The 20,440-nt window shown below is 70.3% G+C and carries 16 protein-coding genes, 1 tRNA gene and 1 riboswitch; of the genes, 11 read left to right on the forward strand and 6 right to left on the reverse strand.

Features of this window, described 5'->3' with window-relative positions; translation table 11 throughout:
• The first annotated feature begins 224 nt into the window (after positions 1-224).
• A riboswitch (cyclic di-AMP (ydaO/yuaA leader) is annotated at positions 225-394 on the forward strand.
• A gap of 7 nt (positions 395-401) precedes the next feature.
• The 7 genes from PV796_RS23500 (at position 402) to PV796_RS23530 (ending at position 8,351) form a co-directional block, all read left to right on the forward strand.
• Positions 402-1,088, forward strand: coding sequence for a transglycosylase family protein (locus tag PV796_RS23500; RefSeq protein ID WP_274915333.1), 687 nt, complete (start codon positions 402-404; stop codon positions 1,086-1,088).
• Positions 1,089-1,405: 317 nt separating this feature from the next.
• Complete coding sequence (gene eno / locus PV796_RS23505) at positions 1,406-2,686, forward strand: phosphopyruvate hydratase (RefSeq protein WP_274915334.1); 1,281 nt, start codon at positions 1,406-1,408, stop codon at positions 2,684-2,686.
• 210 nt (positions 2,687-2,896) lie between these two features.
• Positions 2,897-3,370, forward strand: coding sequence for an FtsB family cell division protein (locus tag PV796_RS23510; protein ID WP_274915335.1), 474 nt, complete (start codon positions 2,897-2,899; stop codon positions 3,368-3,370).
• A gap of 87 nt (positions 3,371-3,457) precedes the next feature.
• Entirely contained in the window at positions 3,458-4,018 is a 561-nt protein-coding gene (locus PV796_RS23515; RefSeq protein ID WP_274915337.1) for a DUF501 domain-containing protein, read from the forward strand.
• A complete protein-coding gene (locus PV796_RS23520; RefSeq protein WP_274915338.1) occupies positions 4,015-4,971 on the forward strand; it encodes a Ppx/GppA phosphatase family protein in 957 nt (318 codons plus the stop codon). Before PV796_RS23515 ends, PV796_RS23520 begins: the two co-directional genes overlap by 4 nt.
• A gap of 470 nt (positions 4,972-5,441) precedes the next feature.
• Entirely contained in the window at positions 5,442-6,830 is a 1,389-nt protein-coding gene (locus PV796_RS23525) for an NAD(P)/FAD-dependent oxidoreductase (RefSeq protein WP_274915339.1), read from the forward strand.
• 201 nt (positions 6,831-7,031) lie between these two features.
• Positions 7,032-8,351, forward strand: coding sequence for an SAM-dependent methyltransferase (locus tag PV796_RS23530; protein WP_274915340.1), 1,320 nt, complete (start codon positions 7,032-7,034; stop codon positions 8,349-8,351).
• Between the two features lie 133 nt (positions 8,352-8,484).
• On the opposite strand, the gene PV796_RS23535 is transcribed toward PV796_RS23530, so the two are convergent.
• Together PV796_RS23535 and PV796_RS23540 are read right to left on the reverse strand one after the other, a co-directional pair.
• The gene (locus PV796_RS23535; protein ID WP_274915341.1) at positions 8,485-11,016 is read right to left on the reverse strand and encodes an ABC transporter permease; all 2,532 of its coding nucleotides are present in this window, start codon (positions 11,014-11,016) and stop codon (positions 8,485-8,487) included.
• Positions 11,017-11,079: 63 nt separating this feature from the next.
• Positions 11,080-11,862, reverse strand: a complete 783-nt coding sequence (locus tag PV796_RS23540; RefSeq protein ID WP_274915342.1) for an ABC transporter ATP-binding protein — start codon at positions 11,860-11,862, stop codon at positions 11,080-11,082.
• A 482-nt stretch (positions 11,863-12,344) separates the two neighbouring features.
• Between PV796_RS23540 and PV796_RS23545 the strand changes: the two genes are divergently transcribed.
• Positions 12,345-12,426: transfer RNA gene (locus PV796_RS23545), tRNA-Leu, on the forward strand.
• Between the two features lie 269 nt (positions 12,427-12,695).
• Positions 12,696-12,854: a hypothetical protein gene (locus PV796_RS23550; protein ID WP_274915343.1), complete on the forward strand. Its 159-nt coding sequence runs from the start codon at positions 12,696-12,698 to the stop codon at positions 12,852-12,854.
• A 381-nt stretch (positions 12,855-13,235) separates the two neighbouring features.
• On the opposite strand, the gene PV796_RS23555 is transcribed toward PV796_RS23550, so the two are convergent.
• On the reverse strand, positions 13,236-13,856 hold the full coding sequence (locus tag PV796_RS23555) for a pyridoxamine 5'-phosphate oxidase family protein (RefSeq protein WP_274915344.1): 621 nt from the start codon (positions 13,854-13,856) through the stop codon (positions 13,236-13,238).
• A 264-nt stretch (positions 13,857-14,120) separates the two neighbouring features.
• On the opposite strand from PV796_RS23555, the gene PV796_RS23560 reads away from it, so the two are divergent.
• Positions 14,121-14,465 (forward strand): ArsR/SmtB family transcription factor, encoded by a 345-nt coding sequence (locus tag PV796_RS23560; protein ID WP_274915345.1) that lies wholly within the window; start codon positions 14,121-14,123, stop codon positions 14,463-14,465.
• Between the two features lie 147 nt (positions 14,466-14,612).
• Here the strand turns inward: PV796_RS23560 and PV796_RS23565 are convergent, their stop codons facing one another.
• A complete protein-coding gene (locus PV796_RS23565) occupies positions 14,613-15,782 on the reverse strand; it encodes a glycosyltransferase (RefSeq protein WP_274915346.1) in 1,170 nt (389 codons plus the stop codon).
• On the reverse strand, positions 15,782-18,631 hold the full coding sequence (locus tag PV796_RS23570) for a bifunctional glycosyltransferase/CDP-glycerol:glycerophosphate glycerophosphotransferase (RefSeq protein ID WP_274919194.1): 2,850 nt from the start codon (positions 18,629-18,631) through the stop codon (positions 15,782-15,784). The genes PV796_RS23565 and PV796_RS23570 overlap by 1 nt, the downstream gene beginning before the upstream one ends.
• A gap of 569 nt (positions 18,632-19,200) precedes the next feature.
• Between PV796_RS23570 and PV796_RS23575 the strand changes: the two genes are divergently transcribed.
• Complete coding sequence (locus PV796_RS23575; protein ID WP_274915347.1) at positions 19,201-20,052, forward strand: Bax inhibitor-1/YccA family protein; 852 nt, start codon at positions 19,201-19,203, stop codon at positions 20,050-20,052.
• Positions 20,053-20,148: 96 nt separating this feature from the next.
• Here the strand turns inward: PV796_RS23575 and PV796_RS23580 are convergent, their stop codons facing one another.
• A complete protein-coding gene (locus tag PV796_RS23580) occupies positions 20,149-20,376 on the reverse strand; it encodes a DUF4287 domain-containing protein (RefSeq protein ID WP_274915348.1) in 228 nt (75 codons plus the stop codon).
• Positions 20,377-20,440: the final 64 nt, after the last annotated feature.

Raw genomic sequence — 20,440 nt, forward strand, 5'->3', positions numbered from 1 at the left:
AAAAGTGAGATATGGCTCTCGTTGCGGGGGGCGGGGTGGGTCCCGTCCCCCGTTTCGATACCGGGGTCCACCTGCGGAAATGTCCCCCCTGATGATCAAAAACGGTCAACTTGGTTCAGAAGATGGGGTTTGAACACCAACAGGGATTTGCTTACGGTCAGGACCGCTCGCCAAAGCGGGCTCTTCGATCGCACGCCGAATCCTGCCGGCGGTCGGAGGACGACGACGCGCAAGCGCCGAAGGCAGGAGCGGGGGACCCAAGGTAAGTGCCGGCCCCACCCGTGAAAGCGGGTCAACCGGCTTGGGGTGAAGTCGCGTGTGCAGCACACGCGGCCGGGCAGCTCACACGGCCCGAACCCGACAGCTCACCTCGTAGGCGTCGGTGAGGAAACGAACGCACGATGCTGATCAACAAGGGCAAGCACCGCCGCAGCTCCAAGGCCGTCCGCGTCGCCACCCTGGCCGGTGTCGCCGGCGCCGCCGTCGCCGTCCCGCTGATGGGCGCCACCTCCGCTTCCGCCGCCTCGGTCGCCACCTGGGACAAGGTCGCCCAGTGCGAGTCCGGTGGCAACTGGTCGATCAACACCGGTAACGGCTACTACGGTGGCCTGCAGTTCTCCAACTCCAGCTGGGCCGCCGCCGGTGGCACCCAGTACGCGGCCCGCGCCGACCTGGCCACCAAGGCCCAGCAGATCGCCGTCGCCGAGAAGCTGCTCGCCATCCAGGGCCCGGGTGCCTGGTCCTGCGCCGGCGCCGGCAACCTGACCGCCGGTGGCCCGGCCGCCAACGTCGACACCTCCGGTGGCGCCACGGTCAAGAAGAGCCAGGGCACCTCCGAGACCCGCAAGCAGACCGAGGGCACCACCAAGAAGAAGTCCGCCCCGGTCCGCGAGAAGGTCGAGAAGGCCCAGCCGGCCCCGCAGCAGCCGCACCGCTCCGGTGACACCTACACCGTGAAGTCGGGCGACACCCTCGCCAAGATCGCCAAGGCGCACGGCACCAACTGGAAGGCGCTCTACGCCGCCAACAAGTCCGTCGTCGGCGGCAACCCCAACCTGATCTTCCCGGGCCAGAAGCTCAGCATCTGAGCCGCCCGCGAAAGCTGCCCCGCCCCGGCGCGTACCCCCGAGCGCGCCGCGGCGGGGCTTCTTATGTCCGGGCGCCCCTGCGCCGTGCCGCACCGCGCCCGAGCCCCCCCCGCTGACGTGCACCGTCTCCGGTGCCGTCAGAGGGCCCGGCGCGGCGTTCCCCGCATAGCGAACAACGCCCGGAAACCTCCCGTGAACTGGGAGTTTGGCCTGCTTGTTGGGTTTTTTCGTCCCACGGAGCGGGCCACGGGCAAGCGGATGCGTCCGGGGCCGTTAGGCTCAGGGCGAGAACTCCAGACACCCCCGAAGGAGACAACGTGCCGTCCATCGACGTCGTCGTAGCCCGCGAAATTCTCGACTCGCGAGGTAATCCCACGGTCGAGGTCGAGGTCGGCCTCGACGACGGCAGCACGGGCCGTGCCGCCGTCCCGTCCGGCGCCTCGACCGGTGCCTTCGAGGCCGTCGAGCTGCGGGACGGTGACCCCAACCGCTACCTCGGCAAGGGCGTGGAGAAGGCCGTCCTCGCGGTCATCGAGCAGATCGGCCCGGAGCTCGTCGGCTACGACGCGACCGAGCAGCGGCTGATCGACCAGGCGATGTTCGACCTGGACGCCACCGACAACAAGGGCTCGTTGGGCGCCAACGCCATCCTCGGCGTCTCCCTGGCCGTCGCGCACGCCGCCTCCGAGGCCAGCGACCTGCCGCTGTTCCGCTACCTCGGTGGCCCGAACGCGCACGTCCTGCCCGTGCCGATGATGAACATCCTTAACGGCGGCTCGCACGCCGACTCCAACGTGGACATCCAGGAGTTCATGATCGCCCCGATCGGCGCGGAGTCCTTCTCCGAGGCGCTGCGCTGGGGCGCCGAGGTCTACCACACCCTCAAGAAGGTCCTGAAGAGCAAGGGCCTGGCCACCGGCCTGGGCGACGAGGGCGGCTTCGCCCCGAACCTCGGCTCCAACCGCGAGGCCCTGGACCTCATCCTGGAGGCCATCAAGGAGGCCGGTTACGCCCCCGGCCAGGACATCGCGCTGGCCCTGGACGTCGCCGCCTCCGAGTTCTACAAGGACGGCAAGTACCAGTTCGAGGGCAAGGAGCGCTCGGCCGCCGAGATGACCGAGTACTACGAGGAGCTCGTCTCCGCGTACCCGCTCGTCTCCATCGAGGACCCGCTGTTCGAGGACGACTGGGCCGGCTGGAAGGTCATCACCGACAAGCTCGGCACCAAGGTCCAGCTCGTTGGTGACGACCTGTTCGTCACCAACCCCGAGCGCCTGGCCCGCGGCATCGAGGAGGGCTCCGCCAACGCCCTCCTGGTGAAGGTCAACCAGATCGGTTCGCTGACCGAGACCCTGGACGCCGTCGAGCTGGCCCAGCGCAACGGCTTCAAGTGCATGATGTCGCACCGCTCCGGCGAGACCGAGGACGTCACCATCGCCGACCTCGCCGTCGCCACCAACTGCGGCCAGATCAAGACCGGCGCCCCGGCCCGCTCCGAGCGCGTCGCCAAGTACAACCAGCTCCTGCGCATCGAGGAGATCCTCGACGACGCCGCGGTGTACGCGGGTCGCAGCGCGTTCCCCCGTTTCAAGGGCTGACGCCCGCGTCGACCCGGAGGCGCCGCCCCGCGCCTCCGGGTGTTCGACCACACCACCGCCCCGCGGTGCTCCGCACGATGTGACCTGCGGGCAAAGCCGGGGCGAAGCGCGCACGTCCCCGTCCCCGGTCCCGTACCGTGGCCGGGGACGACGTGCGTCATGACGACCGCCGTGACGCGTGTGATGGACGGAAGTTGAAGGGGAGGCGACGTGCCCGCGGACCGGTTCTCCACCGCGACCCGGCTCAAGGCGCTCGGCGAACAGGCCGCCGCCCGCGTCTACCGCACCAAGCGGCGCCCCCGCCGCAACCGCCTCACCGGCCGCGCCGCGCTGTTGGCGCTGGTGATGTGCTCGCTGGTGGTCGCCCTCGCGTACCCGATGCGGCAGTACATCTCCCAGCGCTCCGACGTCGCCGACCAGCGCCGCAAGGCCCAGAACGCGTCCGCCGCGCTGAACCGCCTCCGCGACGAGAAGTCCCGCTGGCAGGACCCGGCCTACGTCCGTCAACAGGCCCGCCGCCACCTCCACTTCGTCATGCCGGACGAGACCGGGTACGTCGTCCAGGACGGCTCCGGCGTCCGCGCCGCGCCCAAGGGCACCGCGGCGGCCGACCGCCCCTGGTACGACAAGCTCTGGGACGCCGTGGACGACGCCGACGGCACCGACGTCGCCGCGGGGCGGTAGCCCGCACCGACGGCGACCGGCGAGACTGTACGGGCGGGCCCGCCCCGGCCGCCCGCCACCCACCACCGGCCCTCACCGAAAGCGCACATGGACACGCCCCCGCCCCAGACCGAGCCCACCGAGCCCACCGCCGCGGACATCGCCGCCTTCAAGGAACAGCTCGGCCGCCCGCCGCGCGGCCTGCGCGCGATCGCGCACCGCTGCCCCTGCGGGCAGCCGGACGTCGTCGAGACCGCGCCGCGGCTGGAGGACGGCACCCCCTTCCCCACGCTCTACTACCTGACCTGCCCGCGCGCCGCGTCCGCGATCGGCACGCTGGAGGCCAACGGCGTGATGAAGGAGATGACCGAGCGCCTGGCCGAAGACCCGGAGTTGGCCGCCGCCTACCGCGCGGCCCACGAGGACTACATCCGGCGCCGGGACGCCATCGAGGTGCTCCAGGGCTTCCCGAGCGCGGGCGGGATGCCCGACCGGGTCAAGTGCCTGCACGTCCTCGTCGGCCACTCGCTCGCCGCCGGCCCCGGCGTCAACCCGCTCGGCGACGAGGCGTTGGCGATGCTCCCCGAGTGGTGGCGCAAGGGCCCCTGCGTGACCTCTTGCGGGCAGAGTGCCGAAGCCCCCGAAGCCCCCGAAGGAGACGCCAAGTGACGCGGGTCGCCGCCATCGACTGCGGTACGAACTCCATCCGGCTGCTGGTCGCCGACCTGGACCCCACGACCGGTGAACTGAAGGACCTGGACCGCCGGATGCAGATCGTCCGGCTCGGCCAGGGCGTGGACCGCACCGGCCGGCTGGCGCCGGAGGCGCTGGAGCGCACCTTCGCGGCCTGCCGCGAGTACGCCGCGGTGATCAAGGGCCTGGGCGCGGAGCGGCTGCGGTTCGTGGCGACCTCCGCCTCCCGGGACGCGGAGAACCGCGAGGACTTCGTCCGCGGGGTCGTGGACATCCTCGGCGTCGAGCCGGAGGTGATCTCCGGCGACCAGGAGGCCGAGTTCTCCTTCACCGGTGCCACCAAGGAGCTGACCGGCCACCCGCACCTCCAACTCCCTTATCTCGTCGTGGACATCGGCGGCGGCTCCACCGAGTTCGTGCTCGGCGGTGAGGCGGTCCGCGCGGCCCGCTCGGTCGACGTCGGCTGCGTCCGGATGACCGAGCGCCACCTCCACGCCGTGACGGGCGGTTCGGACGCGCCGCTCAGCGACCCGCCCACCGCCGCCCAGATCGACGCCATAAAGGCCGACATCGCCGCGGCGCTGGACCAGGCCGAGGAGAGCGTCCCGCTGACCGAGGCCGCCACCCTGGTCGGGCTCGCCGGCTCGGTGACCACCGTCGCCGCCATCGCGCTGGGCCTGGACCACTACGACTCCGCGGCGATCCACCACTCCCGGATCTCCCTGGCCACGGTCCGCGAGGTGACCGAGCGCCTGGTGACCTCCACCCACGCCGAGCGCGCGGCGATCCCGGTGCTGCACCCCGGCCGGATCGACGTCATCGCCGCCGGTGCGCTCGTGCTGCTGTCGATCATGGAGCGGGTCGGCGCCGAGGAGGTCGTGGTCAGCGAACACGACATTCTGGACGGAATCGCCTGGAGCATCGCCTGACGGCGCCCGGCCGCACCGTCGACGCACGGCGCGACAACCCCCGCCCGCGACGGGGTTTTTGAGCGGGCGGGGTGTTGTCTGGGCGGTTTTCAGGGGCGCATAAGGGTCTCCGGGAGGGCCCCCGGAAAAAAGGTTCGTGAAATCCTTCACATGAAAAACCCGCCTCCCGGGCGAACTAACCCGCCGTTCGTCCCTCATTCGAAGGTCCTAGGACTCATCTGCCCGGGAACCTCGGGCCCTTCACGGGGTGTTCGCCGTGTTACGGGAGCGCGCGCGAGGGGCGTGGTGCGGCCGCCCAGAGGGGGACAAGCCCTGATCAACAGGGGTATCCAACGTGTCGCGTTATACCGTGGTTCCCGTAACGCGCTATGGCGTCGGTCACGAAGCCGGCGGAGTGTAGCAGATGCCTTCGTCATTCTTGTGAAGGGGCTCACGAGCGACCCCCCATGTGGGGGTGGATACTCGATTGCATGAGCACCACGGAGCGTCCCAGGATCCTCGTTGTAGGCGGTGGGTACGTAGGCCTGTACGCGGCGCGTCGCATCCTGAAGAAGATGCGGTACGGCGAGGCGACCGTCACGGTCGTCGACCCGCGCTCGTACATGACGTACCAGCCCTTCCTCCCTGAAGCTGCGGCCGGCAGCATCTCCCCCCGTCACGTTGTGGTCCCGCTGCGGCGCGTGCTGCCCAAGGCGGAGGTCCTCACCGGTCGGGTGACCACCATCGACCAGGACCGCAAGGTCGCCACCATCGCCCCGCTCGTGGGCGATGCGTACGAGCTGCCCTTCGACTACCTGGTCGTCGCGATGGGCGCGGTCTCCCGCACCTTCCCGATCCCCGGCCTGGCCGAGAACGGCATCGGCATGAAGGGCGTGGAGGAGGCCATCGGCCTGCGCAACCACGTTCTGGAGCAGCTCGACAAGGCCGACTCCACGACCGACGAGGAGGTCCGCCGCAAGGCGCTGACCTTCGTCTTCGTCGGCGGTGGCTTCGCCGGTGCGGAGACCGTCGGCGAGGTCGAGGACATGGCCCGCGACGCCGCGAAGTACTACAAGAACGTCAAGCGCGAGGACATGCGCTTCCTCCTCGTCGACGTCGCCGACAAGATCCTCCCCGAGGTCGGCCCGAAGCTGGGCGCCTACGGCAAGGAGCACCTGGAGTCCCGCGGGGTCGAGGTCTACCTCAAGACCGGCATGGACTCCTGCGTCGACGGCCACGTGATCCTCAACAACGGCCTTGAGGTGCTCTCCAACACCATCGTGTGGACCGCCGGCGTCAAGCCGAACCCGGCGCTGTCCCGCTTCGGCCTGCCGCTGGGCCCGCGCGGTCACATCGACACCGCCGCCACCCTCCAGGTGCAGGGCACCGACTACATCTGGGCCGCGGGCGACAACGCCCAGGTTCCGGACATGGTCGGCCGCAAGAACGGCAACGAGAACGCCTGGTGCCCGCCGAACGCGCAGCACGCGCTGCGGCAGGCCAAGGTCCTCGGCGACAACGTGGTCTCCGGCATGCGGGGCTTCCCGCAGAAGGAGTACAGCCACGCCAACAAGGGCGCGGTCGCGGGCCTGGGCCTGCACAAGGGCGTCGCGATGATCGTCATGGGCAAGATGAAGATCAAGCTCAAGGGCCGTCTCGCCTGGTACATGCACCGCGCGTACCACGGCATGGCGATGCCGACGTTCAACCGCAAGATCCGGGTCTTCGCCGACTGGACGCTGGCGACCTTCCTCAAGCGCGAGGTGGTCTCGCTCGGCGCCATGGAGAACCCCCGCGAGGAGTTCTACGAGGCCGCCAAGCCGGCCCCGGCCCCGGCCGCAGCGGCCGGTGGGGACAAGCCGAAGGCCAAGGCTTCCTGAGTCTCCGGTCGGGTACCCCGACCAGCCCGAAGGGCGTCCGCCATCCGTGGGGCGGGCGCCCTTCGGCGTGCCCGGGGTGTGGCCGAAAGCAACCGGCGTGCTGTTCTCTAGCAGGCGAACGGGACTAGTGGGGCACCCACTTGACGTTTACGTGGTGGGTGAAACTTCTTCGCCCGACTCGTCATGACGGAGGTGTGCGACATGGCCGGTGCCGCTGGACGGCTCACGAAGCTCGCCGAGGAGGTGCTGGGAGGCCCGCTCCCGGTGCGGATTCGCGCCTGGGACGCAAGCGAGTCCGGCCCGCCGGGAGCCCCGGTGCTGGTCGTCCGCAATCGCCGGGCACTGCGTCGACTGCTGTTCAAACCAGGGGAGTTGGGCCTGGCCCGGGCCTGGGTGGCCGGCGACATCGACGTCGACGGTGACCTCTACGAGGCGCTGGACCGGCTCGCCGGGATGATCTGGGAGCGCGACAGCGCCGCCCCCAAGCCGTCGCGCGCCGCCGCGCTGCGCGCCCTGGCCCGTCCCGAGGTCCGCGCCGCCGGCAAGGAGTTGCTGTCCCTGGTCGGGCTCCCCGTCCCGCCCGCGCCGCCCGTCGAGGAGGCCCGCCCGCGCCGCGGGGCGCTGCACTCGCTGCTCCGCGACCGCCAGGCCATCAGCCACCACTACGACGTCGGCAACGACTTCTACGAGCTGGTGCTCGGCCCGTCGATGGTCTACTCGTGCGCCTACTGGGGAGCCACCGAGGGCACCGGCGGCACGTTGGAGGACGCCCAGCGCGACAAGCTGGACCTGATCTGCCGGAAGCTGGGCCTCCGCGAGGGGCAGCGGCTGCTGGACGTGGGCTGCGGCTGGGGCTCGATGGTGCTGCACGCGGCCCGTGAGTACGGCGTCCACGCGGTCGGCATCACGCTCTCCGAGGAGCAGGCCACCTACGCCCGCAAGCGGGTCGCGGACGCCGGCCTCACCGACCGGATCGAGATCCGGGTGCAGGACTACCGCAAGGTCGCCGACGGGCCGTTCGACGCGATCTCCTCGATCGGGATGGCCGAGCACGTCGGCCGGGCCCAGTACGCGGAGTACGCGGGGCTGCTGCACGCCCTGCTGAAGCCCGGTGGGCGGCTGCTCAACCACCAGATCGCCCGGCGTCCGCTGGCGGACGAAGAGGCGTACCAGGTCGACGAGTTCATCGACCGCTACGTCTTCCCGGACGGGGAGTTGGCCCCGATCGGGCGGACCGTCGGTCAGTTGGAGGAGGCCGGTTTCGAGGTGCGGGACGTGGAGGCGATCCGGGAGCACTACGCGCTGACGTTGCGTCGGTGGGTGGCCAATCTGGAGGCCCGCTGGGCGGAGGCGGTGCGGCTGACCTCCCCGGGCCGGGCCCGGGTCTGGCGGCTCTACATGGCCGCCTCGGCGCTGTCGTTCGAGCGCAACCGGATAGGGGTCAACCAGGTGTTGGCGATCCGCACGCCGGACTCCGGCGCGGCCGGGATGCCGCTGCGGGCCCGCGACTGGCGGCGCTGAACCGGCGGGCGCCCCGCGGCCGTTGAGGGTCCGGCGGGGCCGCTCACGACCGAGGGCCCCGGTCTCCCGCGCTGCTGCGGGGGACCGGGGCCCTCGGGCCGTTCGGGGCCGTCGCGGCGGCCCCTCGCGTGGGCTACTCGGCCTTGATGGCCTGGAGCATGTTGAGCTTCGCGGCCCGGCGCGCCGGCCACAGCGCGGCCAGCACGCCGACCAGCGCGGCCACCGCGAGGAAGACGGCCATCCGGCCCCAGGGCATGACCAGTTCGTAGGTCGGCAGCGCGCCGCCGATCAGCTCGCCGGCCGCCCAGCCGAAGAACACGCCCAGGCCGATGCCCAGCACCCCGCCGAAGAGCGAGATCACCAGCGACTCCAGCCGCACCATCCGCTTGATGCCGCGGCGGTCCAGGCCGATGGCGCGTAGCATGCCGATCTCCTGGGAGCGCTCGAAGACCGACATCGCCAGGGTGTTGACGACGCCGAGCACCGCGACGATCACCGCCATGGCCAGCAGGCCGTAGACCATGTTCAGCAGCAGGGTGAAGGTCTGGGCGATGGCGCCCGAGACGTCCTTCTTGTCCGCGACGGTGATCGCCGGGTTCTTGCCGAGCGCCTTGACCAGGGAGTCCTTGGCCTCGGGGGTGGCGCCGTGCGCGGTCTTGACCAGCACCTGCATGTCGGTGGCGTGCTTCTGGTGCCGGGCGAGGGTGTCGTTGTCCAGGAGGATGCCGCGGATGATCTGGTTGCCCTCGTAGACGCCGCCGATGGTCAGGTTGCCCTTCGAGCCGTCCTCGAAGGTCACCGGGACGCGGGAGCCGGCGTGCCAGCCCTTCTGCTTCGCGAGGAAGTCGTCGACCAGGGCCCGGTCGCCGTGCAGCGTGCCGAGCGCGCCCTCGGTGAAGTTGAGGCGGGTGAGCTGGTCGAACTCCTTGCCGTTGACGCCGGTGAGGGACGTGGTGGTGGTGCCGATCCGGGCCGGGGCGTTGCGCAGCGGGCTGGAGGCGGTGACCCCGTCGGCGGTCGCCAGCTTCTTCGCCACGTCGGGGGAGAGCGGTGAGTGGGTCGCCATGGAGACCACGTAGTCGGCCTTCAGCGCGGAGGTGGCCATCTTGTCGATGCCCTGCTGGACGCTGCCGGCGATCACCGTCAGGCCGGTGATCAGGGTCAGCCCGATCATCAGCGCGGAGGCGGTGGCGGCCGTGCGGCGCGGGTTGCGGACCGCGTTCTGCCGGGCCAGGACGCCCGATATCCCGAAGAGGCGCAGCACCGGCGCGGCCAGTGCGATCAGCGGGCGGGACAGCAGCGGCGTCAGCACGAACACGCCGATCACCAGCAGCGCGGCGCCCGCGCCCATGGTGGTCTTGCCGTCGGACATCCCGGTGGCGACCAGCACCGCGGCGATGCCGGCGCCGGCGAAGAGCGCACCGATGGTGTTGCGGATCACCAGCGACTTGGTGGTGGCGGTGGCGTGCACGCTGTTCATCGCGGCGACCGGCGGGATCGTCGCGGCCCGGCGGCCGGGCAGCCAGGCGGCCAGGACCGTGACGATGATGCCGACGGCCAGGGCGGTCAGGACCGTGCTGGGCGAGACCACCAGCGGGCCCTCGGGCACCGAGCCGCCGGTGAGGCTCATCAGGGAGCGCAGGGCGGCGCCGATGCCGATGCCGGTCAGCAGGCCGGTGACCGCGGCCACCGCGCCCACCACGAACGCCTCGGTCAGCACCGAGCGGGTGATCTGGCGGCGGCTGGCGCCGACCGCGCGCATCAACGCCAGCTCCTTGGTGCGCTGGGCGACCAGCATGGTGAAGGTGTTGGCGATGATGAAGATGCCGACGAAGAGCGCGATGCCGGCGAAGCCGAGCAGGGCGGTCTTCATCCCGTCCATGCTCTGGGCGATCATCTTGGCCTGCTCGTCGGCGAGTTGACGGCCGGTGGTGGCCTCGGCGCCCTGCGGCAGCACCTTCTCCACCGCGTCCTTCAGCGCCGTCTGGGAGGCGCCGGGGGCGGCCTTGAGGTCGATCTCGCCGAAGTGGCCGGGGGTCGCGAAGAGCTTCTGGGCGGTGGCGGTGTCGAACAGCGCGAGGCTGCCGCCGGCGCCGACCCGGGCGTCGTCGGTGGTGAAGATGCCGGACAGCTTCTGCTCGCGGACCGGGCCGTCCACGGATATCCGGACGGTGTCGCCGACCTTGTACCCGCCGCGGTCGGCGGTGTGGGCGTCCAGCGCGAACTCCTGCGGGCCCTTGGGGGCGGTGCCGGTGCGCATCGGGTAGCGCGCGTCGGTGCCGTCGGTGCCGGGGGAGTAGTTGCTGCCGGTGGTCGAGAAGCCGTCGCCGATCATCGTGCCGTGCTTGTCGGCGATGGCGGTGAAGCCGGAGACGGTGCCGGTGGCGGAGGCGACGCCGGGCAGGCCGGCGGCCTTGTCCAACAGCTTCTGGTCGAGCGCGGAACGGGCCCCGGGGGCCTCGTCGGCGGGGTCGGGGGCGCCGCGCTGGATCGCCACGTCGACGTTGTCGAAGCCCTTGCGGGCGGAGCTCTGGAGGGCGTTGGAGAGGGTGGAGGTGAAGACCAGGGTGCCGGAGACGAAGGCGACGCCGAGCATGACGGCGAGCACGGTCATCAGCAGCCGGGCCTTGTGCGCGAGCACATTGCGCAAGGCGGTACGGAACATGGGTGGGTCAGTCCTACAGGAGTGGTCCGGGGGATCCGGGGTGGCGGAGGTGGCTGCTGACGATCAGCTGGTGCGGCCCTTGGCGTCGAAGCCCTTCATGCGCTCCAGCACCATGTCGGCGGTGGGGTTGGGCATGTCGTCGACGATCCGGCCGTCGGCGAGGAATATCACGCGGTCCGCGTAGGACGCCGCGACGGCGTCGTGGGTCACCATCACCACGGTCTGGCCCAGCTCGCGCACGGAGTTGCGCAGGAAGCCGAGGACCTCGGCGCCGGAGCGGGAGTCGAGGTTGCCGGTGGGCTCGTCGGCGAAGATGATCTCGGGCCGGGAGGCCAGGGCGCGGGCCACCGCCACGCGCTGCTGCTGGCCGCCGGAGAGCTGGCTCGGGCGGTGCTTGAGGCGCCCGGAGAGGCCGACGGCCTCCACGACCCGCTCCAGCCAGGCACGGTCCGGCTTACGGCCGGCGATGTCGATGGGGAGGGTGATGTTCTCCAGGGCGGTGAGCGTCGGGAGGAGGTTGAACGCCTGGAAGATGAAGCCGATCTTGTCGCGCCGGAGTTGGGTGAGCTTCTTGTCCTTCAGCCCGGTCAGCTCGACGTCGCCGATCCGCGCGGAGCCGCCGGAGATCGAGTCCAGGCCGGCCATGCAGTGCATCAGCGTGGACTTGCCGGACCCGGAGGGGCCCATGATCGCGGTGAACTGGGCCTGCCGGAAGTCGACGGAGACCGCGTCCAGGGCGACCACCTGGGTCTCGCCGTGTCCGTAGACCTTGGTGAGATCCGTGGCGCGGGCGGCCACCGCGGTGCTGCGGTCGGCGAGGGAGACGCCGGAGTGGGTGGTGGTCACGGGAAGGGACTCCTGTCGAACGAGGGGTGGGCCGCCGCGCGCCGGCACGACGGCCGCGGCGACGGTGGAACATCGGCTTCCATCGTCCGGCAGCCCACCCGCCCGGAACGTCAACCCGTGTGACCGTCCTCGAACCACCCCCAGGGATTAGCTCACCCCGCCCCGTCATCCCTGGGTATGAGGCTCCCCCCTGAGACCGTCGGCGCCGTCCGGGGCGGTGGAGGGGCTGCGGTGCGGGTGCCGGGAGGGACCGGAGGGGCCCACCGCACAGGCATCGAGTTTCCGTCAATTCGGGGTCGAATTTCGTCCTCGCGGCCATCGGCGAACATGGGCTTCAGGCATGTGCCGGGGGCCCTGGCCGGCACTGATGCCCCCTCAGTTGCCAATAAAATAAGACAACCTCGGGTTGAGCGGCCGATCCGCTTCGGGCCCCTCGGGCTACGCTCGTTCTGCCTCCAACTGAGGCGGCATGGGGGATCCCTGCCCGGATGGTGGAATGCAGACACGGCGAGCTTAAACCTCGCTGGCCTTCGGGCCGTGCCGGTTCAAGTCCGGCTCCGGGCACTGCCTACGACGGCCCTTCCTACCTGCAAAGACAGGGGGTGAGGGCGACCCGGTGACGGGGATGTGGGAACAAGTCGGGAACGCGGTGGGAAACCTCCGCCTTACGACCGGCCGCGGGGCGCGGGTGCCCTCCGCGAAGCCGTCCCCGCGCCTTGTGGACTTCGCATCCGAAGGCGTCTTCCAAACGGCCGGGCGCCGTTTCTGCCGGAGAACCCCGCCGGCGTTTTCTCCGATAGAAACGATCCGCCGGTAGGTGAAGTCGCAACGACGTGTGCAACTCCCCGCCGGAAGTGGCCGCGCCCGCCCGGCACTTCGTCCTCGGCGCACGACCGGACGGCCAGGGGCAAATCCTCCCGGCTTTCGACGACGGCGCCACGGGCCGTGGCGAGCTGCTGGGGTCGGCCATACCGGAGGTGGACGCCCGGTAGGCCCGGGCCAGTCGCAGCAGGAACTGCTTCTTGCCGGCCAGGTCGCCGAGGTCGAACTCGCGCGGCCGCTGTCCGCGGTGGCCCGGAGGCCGGCCGGCGAGCTTGGCCAGCCGGGCGTCGCGCAGGGCGCAGGCCAGTACGGCGATGTCGCAGTCGCGGTGCGCGGCACCGGGTGTGGGCGCGGCTCCACGAAGGCGACCCGGGGCGCGGTCGCCACCAGATCGCGGGGGCACGGCCCACGAGCCGACCCTGAGGGGCGCTCTGCGCAAGGTCGTGAACGGTGTCCGGGGGCGCCCGGCGGGCTGGCGATCGGATCGCGCGGTTCCGGGCCGCCGGACCGGACCGTGCGGTGCCGGCCGGCCCGGCGGCCCGGAACCGCGTTCACGCCCGGGCGGCCAGTTCGGCGCGCAACCGCCGGTTCTCCTCCTCCAGTTGGCCCAGCCGATCCTCGAACGGGCGCAGCGCGCCGCGGAGTTCGTCCTCGCTGAAGCGGGGGGTGATGTGTTGGGGGCAGTTCCAGTTGACCCCCTCCACCCGCACGGTCAGCAGCCGCTCCACCCGCCCGTCGGTGCGTCGGGACTCCAGCTCGGCGGCCAGTTCGGGCCGTTCGTCGGGGGCGAGGGCGGTGGCGTGGCCCAGCAGCTTGAGGCGGGTGCGGTGCGGATAGTCCATGAAGAACAGCGCCACCCGGTCGTTGCCGCGGACGTTGCCGGTGGTGATGTACTGCCGGTTCCCCCGGACGTCGGCGAAGGCCAGGGTGCGCTCGTCGAGTACGTGGACGAAGCCGGGCGGGCCGCCGCGGTACTGGAGGTAGGGCCAGCCGTCCTCGCCGACGCTGGCCAGGTAGAAGCCGTCGCGGGACTCGATGTGCGCGGCCTCGGAGGAGGTCAGCAGGTCGGGGCCGTCGTCGGTCACCAGGCGGGCGGCCGCGCCCGCGCTCCCGTGCTCCTCCTGGGTCCTGCGGACGTTCTCGGTGAAGGCCAGTTGGGCGAATCGACTCACAACAGGGCTCCCTCGTAAGGACGTTGATGGATTTCGAGCGCCATGAACCGCGACGAACGCCACCAACATAAACTACGATGACCGTCGTAGTGAACGATGTACGTCGTAATGGAGCCCCGAGGGGTGGCGGAATCGCCACCCCTCGACCACCCACTGCGACGGGAGCACCATGCGCGACAGGTCTGCCGCCAGCGCCGAGGCGGCCCGTCCCGCCGGCCGGCGACCGGCCGATATCGTGCGGGCAGACGACGAACCGAGGTGGGGATGAGCGCCGTGGACGAGACCTGGATGGCGGAGCCCAACCTCGACGACATCGACATCGGCCAGGTGCTGCAGACCCTCGCCGATCCGGTGCGACTGCAGATCGTCCGGCGGCTCGCGGGCGTCCACGAGTCGACCTGCACGGCCCTGGAGATGCCGGTCAAGGTCTCCACGGTCTCCCACCACATCCGGATCCTGCGGGAGAGCGGTCTGGTCTCGACGCGGCTGGACGGCAGCGCCCGCCCCAGCCGGCTGCGCCGGGGGGACTTCGAGCGCCGGTTCCCCGGCCTGTTGGACGCCATCCTGCACGCCCCGCCGGCCAACTCCCGTCTCTCGCACGAGGGTTGACGTCCGGCTCGTAAGCCGGACCGCGCCCCGGGCCCGGCCGGCGGCGAACAGCGCGAAGGGGCCGCCGGCGCGAGTGCCGGCGACCCCTTGGGGAGCGTTGTCAGTGGCCTTGGTGGACGGAACGCCCACGGGCTGCCACCGCGGGCCCTAGCGCTCGATGAGCGCGAACAGGCCCTCCCAGCGGCCCACGATCTCGTCGGTGGAGAACCGCTGGATGTTCTCCCGGGCCGCGACGCCCATCCGGTCCCGCAGCTCCTTGTCCGACATCAAGGTGTCCAAGTGCCGGGCGAATTCGGTGATGTTGCCCGGAGGGGCCAGGAAGCCGTCGGTGCCGTCGGCGATGATCTCGCGGACGCCCGGCGCCACGTCGAACGCCACGCACGGCACCGCGGTGGCCATCGCCTCCATGGGGGCGAGCGGGAAGCCCTCGCCGCGCGAGCTCAGCGCGAAGACCGCGCTCTCCCGCAGCGCCCCGGCCACATCGCTGGTCCGCCCCATCCACTCGACCGAACTCTCCACCCCGAGCTCGGCGGACAGCTTGCGCAGCGCCTCGGCCTCCTCACCGGAGCCGTAGATCCGCAGCGTCCAGTCCGGGTGCTGCGGGGCGACCCGCGCCCACGCCTCCAGGAGCAGGTCGACGCCCTTCTCCTCGTGCAGCCGGCCGATGCTGGAGACGACCTTCTGCGTGCGCTGGGAGGGGACCTCGGGGAAGAACGGCAGCGGGTTCGGCATGAAGCCGACGTTGTCCATCCGCTGCCGGATCCACTTGTCGGCGTCCTCCCGGGTGAGCGGCAGCATCCGGTCGACGTCCTGGTAGAACCGCTGGACGCGGCCGAACCGGGACGACTTGCGGCAGGTCTCGAAGGACTCGTGGCTCATGCCGATGACCGGCAGTCCGGCGGTGTCCGCCAGCGCCACCCACTCCATCGCCCACACCTGGGTGACGATCACCATGCCGCCCGGCCGCGCGGTCCGGAACAGCGCACTCATCTTGGCGGCCTGCTCGTGCATCCCGGCCTCGCGGGCGGCCCGGCGGCGCTGCTCGACGACGTTCAGCCGGTCCTTCAGGCCGCGCACCGGGCGGACGCTCGGCGGGTGCACGTCGTAGAGCGTGGTGGTCCGGTACGGCAGGTCCGGGCCGAGCTCGTGGACCCGGCCCTCGGGCGGCGGCACGATCCCGACGACGTGCACCCGGTGGCCCCGCTCCGCGAACAGCCGCGCCATCTGGTGCGACCAACTGGTGATGCCGCCCAGCTCGTTGACGCTGTTGGAGACGAAGAAGATGTCCCGCGGCTCGGCTGCGTTCGACTTGGTCATCAACGGCTCCACTGCGCAAAGAACTGGTCGACGATGCTCTGTGCGGCGTCGCCCTGGTCGTATTCCCCGAACTTGGCGACGAATTCCTTGCGGTCCTTGGCGTATTCCTGCTGTTGGGACTCGAAAGACTGCATGGTCTCGAAGAAATCGTCCTCGGTGCGCACTACCGGGCCCGGCGCGTGTTCCAGCAGATCGAAGTACGTTCCGCGACCCTCGTGCACGTATTCGTCGTAGTCGTAGGTGAAGAACACCAACGGCCGGTCGAGCAGCGCGTAGTCGAACATCACCGACGAATAGTCCGTGACCAGGCCGTCGGCCAGCTCCAGGATCGGGGTGATGTCGTGGCGCGCCGAGACGTCGATGACCCGGCCCTGCACGGTCGGCGGCAGCACCACGTGGTTGAGGTAGTGCGAGCGCACCAGCAGGACGTAGCGGTCGCCGAACTCGTCGGCGAAGCGCTCCACGTCGAAGGGGAGCGCGAACCGGCCGTGCCGGCCGCCCGCCTTGCGGAACGTCGGCGCGTACAGCAGCACCTTCTTGTCGGCCGGAATGCCCAACTCCGCCGCCAGCGGGCCGCGCTCGCGGTGGCCGGACTCGGCCTCCTCCAGCCGGGCCCGCACCAGGGCGTCGTTGCGCGGGTAGCCGACCCGCAGCAGGGTCTTCTCTTTCAGGCGGAACGCCTTGGCCAGGGTGCGCGCGTCGTGCTCGGTGCGGCACAGGAACCGGTCGAAGCGGTCCAACGAGCCCTGCTGTTCGGCCTGTTGCTGGCGGGTCTGGGCCTTGAGCGAGGGCTGGTCGAAGCCCATGTTCTTCAGCGCCGAGCCGTGCCAGGTCTGGATGTAGGTGGTCTCGGGGCGCTTGGTCAGCTTCAGCGGGTAGCTCTGGTTGTCCACCCAGAACTCGGCCTGGGCCAGCGCCTTGAGGTACGGCAGCGACCAGCGCTTGACCAGGGTGGCGTCCTTGGGGAAGTCCTTGGGGGACCCGGCGTACGCCCAGATCGCCTCGAACTTCAGGCCCTGCCGGCGCATCTCCTCGTAGATGGCGCGCGGGCTGTCGCTGTACTGCTTGCCCAGGTGGCTCTCGAAGACCACCGTGCGCTTCTTGATCGGCAGCCGGCTGAACACCTCGTGGTACGCCCGGAGCTTGGTGTCCCCGGAGGTGAGCGTCTTGCGCAGTGCCTTGGCCTTGCGGTAACCGGCCTTGGCCAGCGTCCCGGGCTTGCCGCGGACGCCCTTGGCGATGAACTCCTGCACCCGCTCGGCGCTCTGGCTCTCGCTGATCAGGCGGAACGCCAGGTGGCCCTTGGAGGAGATGTGCGGCTCGATGTGGTCGGCGACCATCCGGGTCAGCCGCGGGCGGACCGGCAGCGGCCCGCCGGCCAGCTCGGTGTCGGCGACGGTGAGCCGGGACGTGGTGAGCGCCCCGTCCGCCTTCAGCCGCAGCCGGACGTCCCAGATGGAGTCGACGATGCCGAGCGGGCGCAGCGTGCCGGTGACGTCCGCGTCGGTCTCCCAGACCACCGCGTCGCCCTCGTGGCGCACCGAGCGCACCGGGAAGGTGAAGGACTGCAGGCTGCGGCGGCGGGCGCTGAACTCCAACTCGGCGGAGAGCTTGGCGCCCTCGGGGATCGCGCCGAGCGGGTTGGTGATCCGGCCGGCCAGCGAGACGGTGCTGCCGGACTCGGCGAACCGGGTCAACTGGTTGCGCAGGAAAAGCTGGTTGACCGGCTTCTCGTGGTAGCCGATCTCGGTCACGTCCAGCACCTCGCGGCCGAACGCGTCGTCGAAGTGCCCGTCGCACCAGTAGATCCGGCCGTCGTGCTGGGCGAGCGGCGAGGAGAGCTTGTCGCGGTTGATGAGGGTGTCGACCGCCGGGATGAGGTTGTCCCAGTCGCCCTTCTGGAGCAGGTAGGCGCAGATGGCCTGTATCGGCAGGACCCGCTCGTACGCCTCCGGGGCGATGCCGGCGAGGTACTCCCGGGAGAGCTCGGCGAACTCCCGGCGGTACGCCTCGTCCCGGAAGGGCAGGTCCCGCAGGTGCAGCACCAGGTCGTGCTTGAGGAACTTGACGTCCTTGGCGAGCTTCATCTCGGTGAGCCCGCGCTCCACCAGCGCGGCGTCGATCCGCCGGTGGACCTCCAGCCGGTGGATGTAATTGGTCATCTCGTGCCGTCGGTTCGTCACCGACTTCACGGCGGCCTTCTCGAAGACGTTCCAGAAGTAGACCTGATTGGGAATCAGCGTGATGCGGTTCGCCGCGAGGTAAGCGTCGGCGATAAACATCAGGTCCTCGTAGAACATCCCCTTGGGGAAGCGGAGGTCGTTCTCGATGAGGAATTCGCGGCGGTAGCACTTGTTGGTGGAGAGGGTGTCCCACACAAAAAGGTCCGGCAATTCCGTGACCGACTCCAGGGTTCGGGTCGTGGAATACAGCCAGGCGTACCACTCGTCGCGCTTCTGGTTCCGGGTGTCCCGGTGGATGCGCACGCAGAGGCCGGAGACGATGTCCGCCTCGGTTTCCTCGGCGGCCGCCAGCAAATTGCGACAGGCGTTGTGCTCCAGGACGTCGTCGCTGTCCAGGAACATGACGTACTGTCCGCGCGTGTGCTGGATGCCGGCGTTCCGCGGCTCGCCGCCGGCGCCGCTGTTCTCCGGCAGTTGGAAGGCTCTGACGCGGCCGGGGTGGGCGGCCGCGAGCTCCTGCGCGACGTCGAAAGAACGGTCGGTGCTGCAGTCGTCGACGATCACCACCTCGACGTCCCGGAGCGTCTGGTCCAGTACGGACTGGACCGCGGTCGGCAACCGGTCGGCGTCGTTGTAGACAATGACGACTACGGAGACGTCAGGCACAGGCACCTCAACCCTCTTTCCGCTGCTGTTTCCGGCCAGAATAGCCCCATCTACACACGGGGTTTACGACCGCCCGCACCCGGACTGCTACACGTGGTGACGGAGTGCCGCCCGAGGAAGGGCAGGTTCCGGCTAGCAGGTATGACGGCAACGACGGTCAATCGGTTGCACGTCAGTGGGTGCGGTCGGACTCTTTATCGGATTCCGATCATGCCGGTGACCCCGACCTCTCGGAGTTGACGGGGTGGGGAAATGTCGTTCGAGGGCGAGGGGAAAAGATCGATTACCCGGATTTTGTCCGGACGATCCGGCGGGCCGGCCGGCCCGCCCGGCCGCCCCGGAGTGGCACATGACACAGCGACAGGCGGGCGGGCGGAGTGACGAAGGCGACGCCGCCGCGTAGGAAGTGCGTGAAGACGGGCACCTCCGTACGCCGTTGAGCGTCCTCTAGGAAGAAGACGTGTCAGCCGCGGCGCGGGGGAAGATCCTGCCCAAGGACGAGAGACGTGTCTTTGCCAAGCCATTACGCTTGCGGGCAAGGCCGCGCAGGGCGGCCATGGAGGAGTGAGATGAGGAGCAGCAACCCGGTCTTCTCGCGACGGGGGTTCAGCCGAGGCACCGGCTACGCGGGCTTCAACGCGCCGCCGCAGGCCGGGGGCCCCGCCGCCAACCCCTACGCCGGAGCCAACCCGTACGCGGGGACCAACCCGTACGCCACCGAGGCGCCGCAGTACGCGCCGCAGCACACCCCGCAGACCCGCCCGATGACGATGGACGACGTCGTCACCCGCACCGGCCTGACGCTCGGCACGGTCGTCGTCGGCGCCACCGTCGGCTGGCTCTTCCTCACCGGGCAGCTCGGCTTCGCGATCGGGGCCGGCCTGGCCGCGACGGTGCTGGGCTTCATCCAGTCCTTCAAGCGCAAGCCGGTCCCGGCGCTGATCCTGGGTTACGCGGCGCTGGAGGGCGTCTTCCTGGGCGCGCTCAGCGGCTACCTCAACAGCCTGCCGAAGCTCAGCGGCGCGCCGATGCAGGCGGTGCTGGGCACGATGGCGGTCTTCGTCGCCATGCTGATCGCCTACAAGACCCGGATCGTCCGGGTCACCGAGCGGTTCACCCGCTTCGTGATGATCGCCGCGCTGGGCTTCGTGCTGCTGTCGCTGGTGAACCTGCTGTTCATGGTGTTCGGCGGGGGTGACGGCCTCGGCTTCCGCAGCGGCGGCCTGGGCATCCTCTTCGGCGTCGTCGGCATCTGCCTCGGCGCGGCCTTCCTCGCCATGGACTTCAAGCAGGTCGAGGACGGCATCGCCTACGGCGCGCCGCGCGAGGAGTCCTGGCTGGCCGCGTTCGGCCTGACCCTGACCCTGGTGTGGATCTACTGGGAGATGCTGCGGCTGATCTCGATCCTGCGCGGCGACTGACGCGGATCACCGCCCCACCGCACGAGACGGACGAGGGGCCCGTGGGCAACTGCCCGCGGGCCCCTCGCGCGTTGTGGTCGCGGTGCGTCGCTACGGTCAGAACTTGCGGGCGGCGCGCCGGAGATCGTGCTCATGGACGATCGCCTTGGCATGGCCGTAGGAGAGGTCGTGCGCGCCGCGCAGCCAGCTCACCTTTTCGTCGAAGCGGATGAGGGCGGGGCCTTCGTCGACGGTGCGGAGCCATTCTGAGATATCCCTGCCGGTGCAGTGCGGGATACGGGAGAGCATGTTCCGGTGGGTTTCTTCGGAGAAGGACTGAGACATCGGCGCCTCCGGACGCGGTCGATGCTGGTTCTTCCGCTCACCGTGCCTGAGGGTTCGGGCGTTG

The sequence above is a fragment of the Streptomyces sp. WZ-12 genome (assembly GCF_028898845.1).
GTDB lineage: Bacteria > Actinomycetota > Actinomycetes > Streptomycetales > Streptomycetaceae > Streptomyces.

Bases quoted from the DNA above. Each gene is read 5' to 3' on its own strand.
- PV796_RS23500 (WP_274915333.1), top strand. From the start codon at position 402: ATGCTGATCAACAAGGGCAAGCACCGCCGCAGCTCCAAGGCCGTCCGC.
- PV796_RS23525 (WP_274915339.1), top strand. From the start codon at position 5,442: ATGAGCACCACGGAGCGTCCCAGGATCCTCGTTGTAGGCGGTGGGTAC.
- PV796_RS23575 (WP_274915347.1), top strand. From the start codon at position 19,201: ATGAGGAGCAGCAACCCGGTCTTCTCGCGACGGGGGTTCAGCCGAGGC.
- PV796_RS23515 (WP_274915337.1), top strand. From the start codon at position 3,458: ATGGACACGCCCCCGCCCCAGACCGAGCCCACCGAGCCCACCGCCGCG.
- PV796_RS23565 (WP_274915346.1), bottom strand. From the start codon at position 15,782: ATGACCAAGTCGAACGCAGCCGAGCCGCGGGACATCTTCTTCGTCTCC.
- PV796_RS23580 (WP_274915348.1), bottom strand. From the start codon at position 20,376: ATGTCTCAGTCCTTCTCCGAAGAAACCCACCGGAACATGCTCTCCCGT.
- PV796_RS23530 (WP_274915340.1), top strand. From the start codon at position 7,032: ATGGCCGGTGCCGCTGGACGGCTCACGAAGCTCGCCGAGGAGGTGCTG.
- PV796_RS23560 (WP_274915345.1), top strand. From the start codon at position 14,121: ATGAGCGCCGTGGACGAGACCTGGATGGCGGAGCCCAACCTCGACGAC.
- PV796_RS23535 (WP_274915341.1), bottom strand. From the start codon at position 11,016: ATGTTCCGTACCGCCTTGCGCAATGTGCTCGCGCACAAGGCCCGGCTG.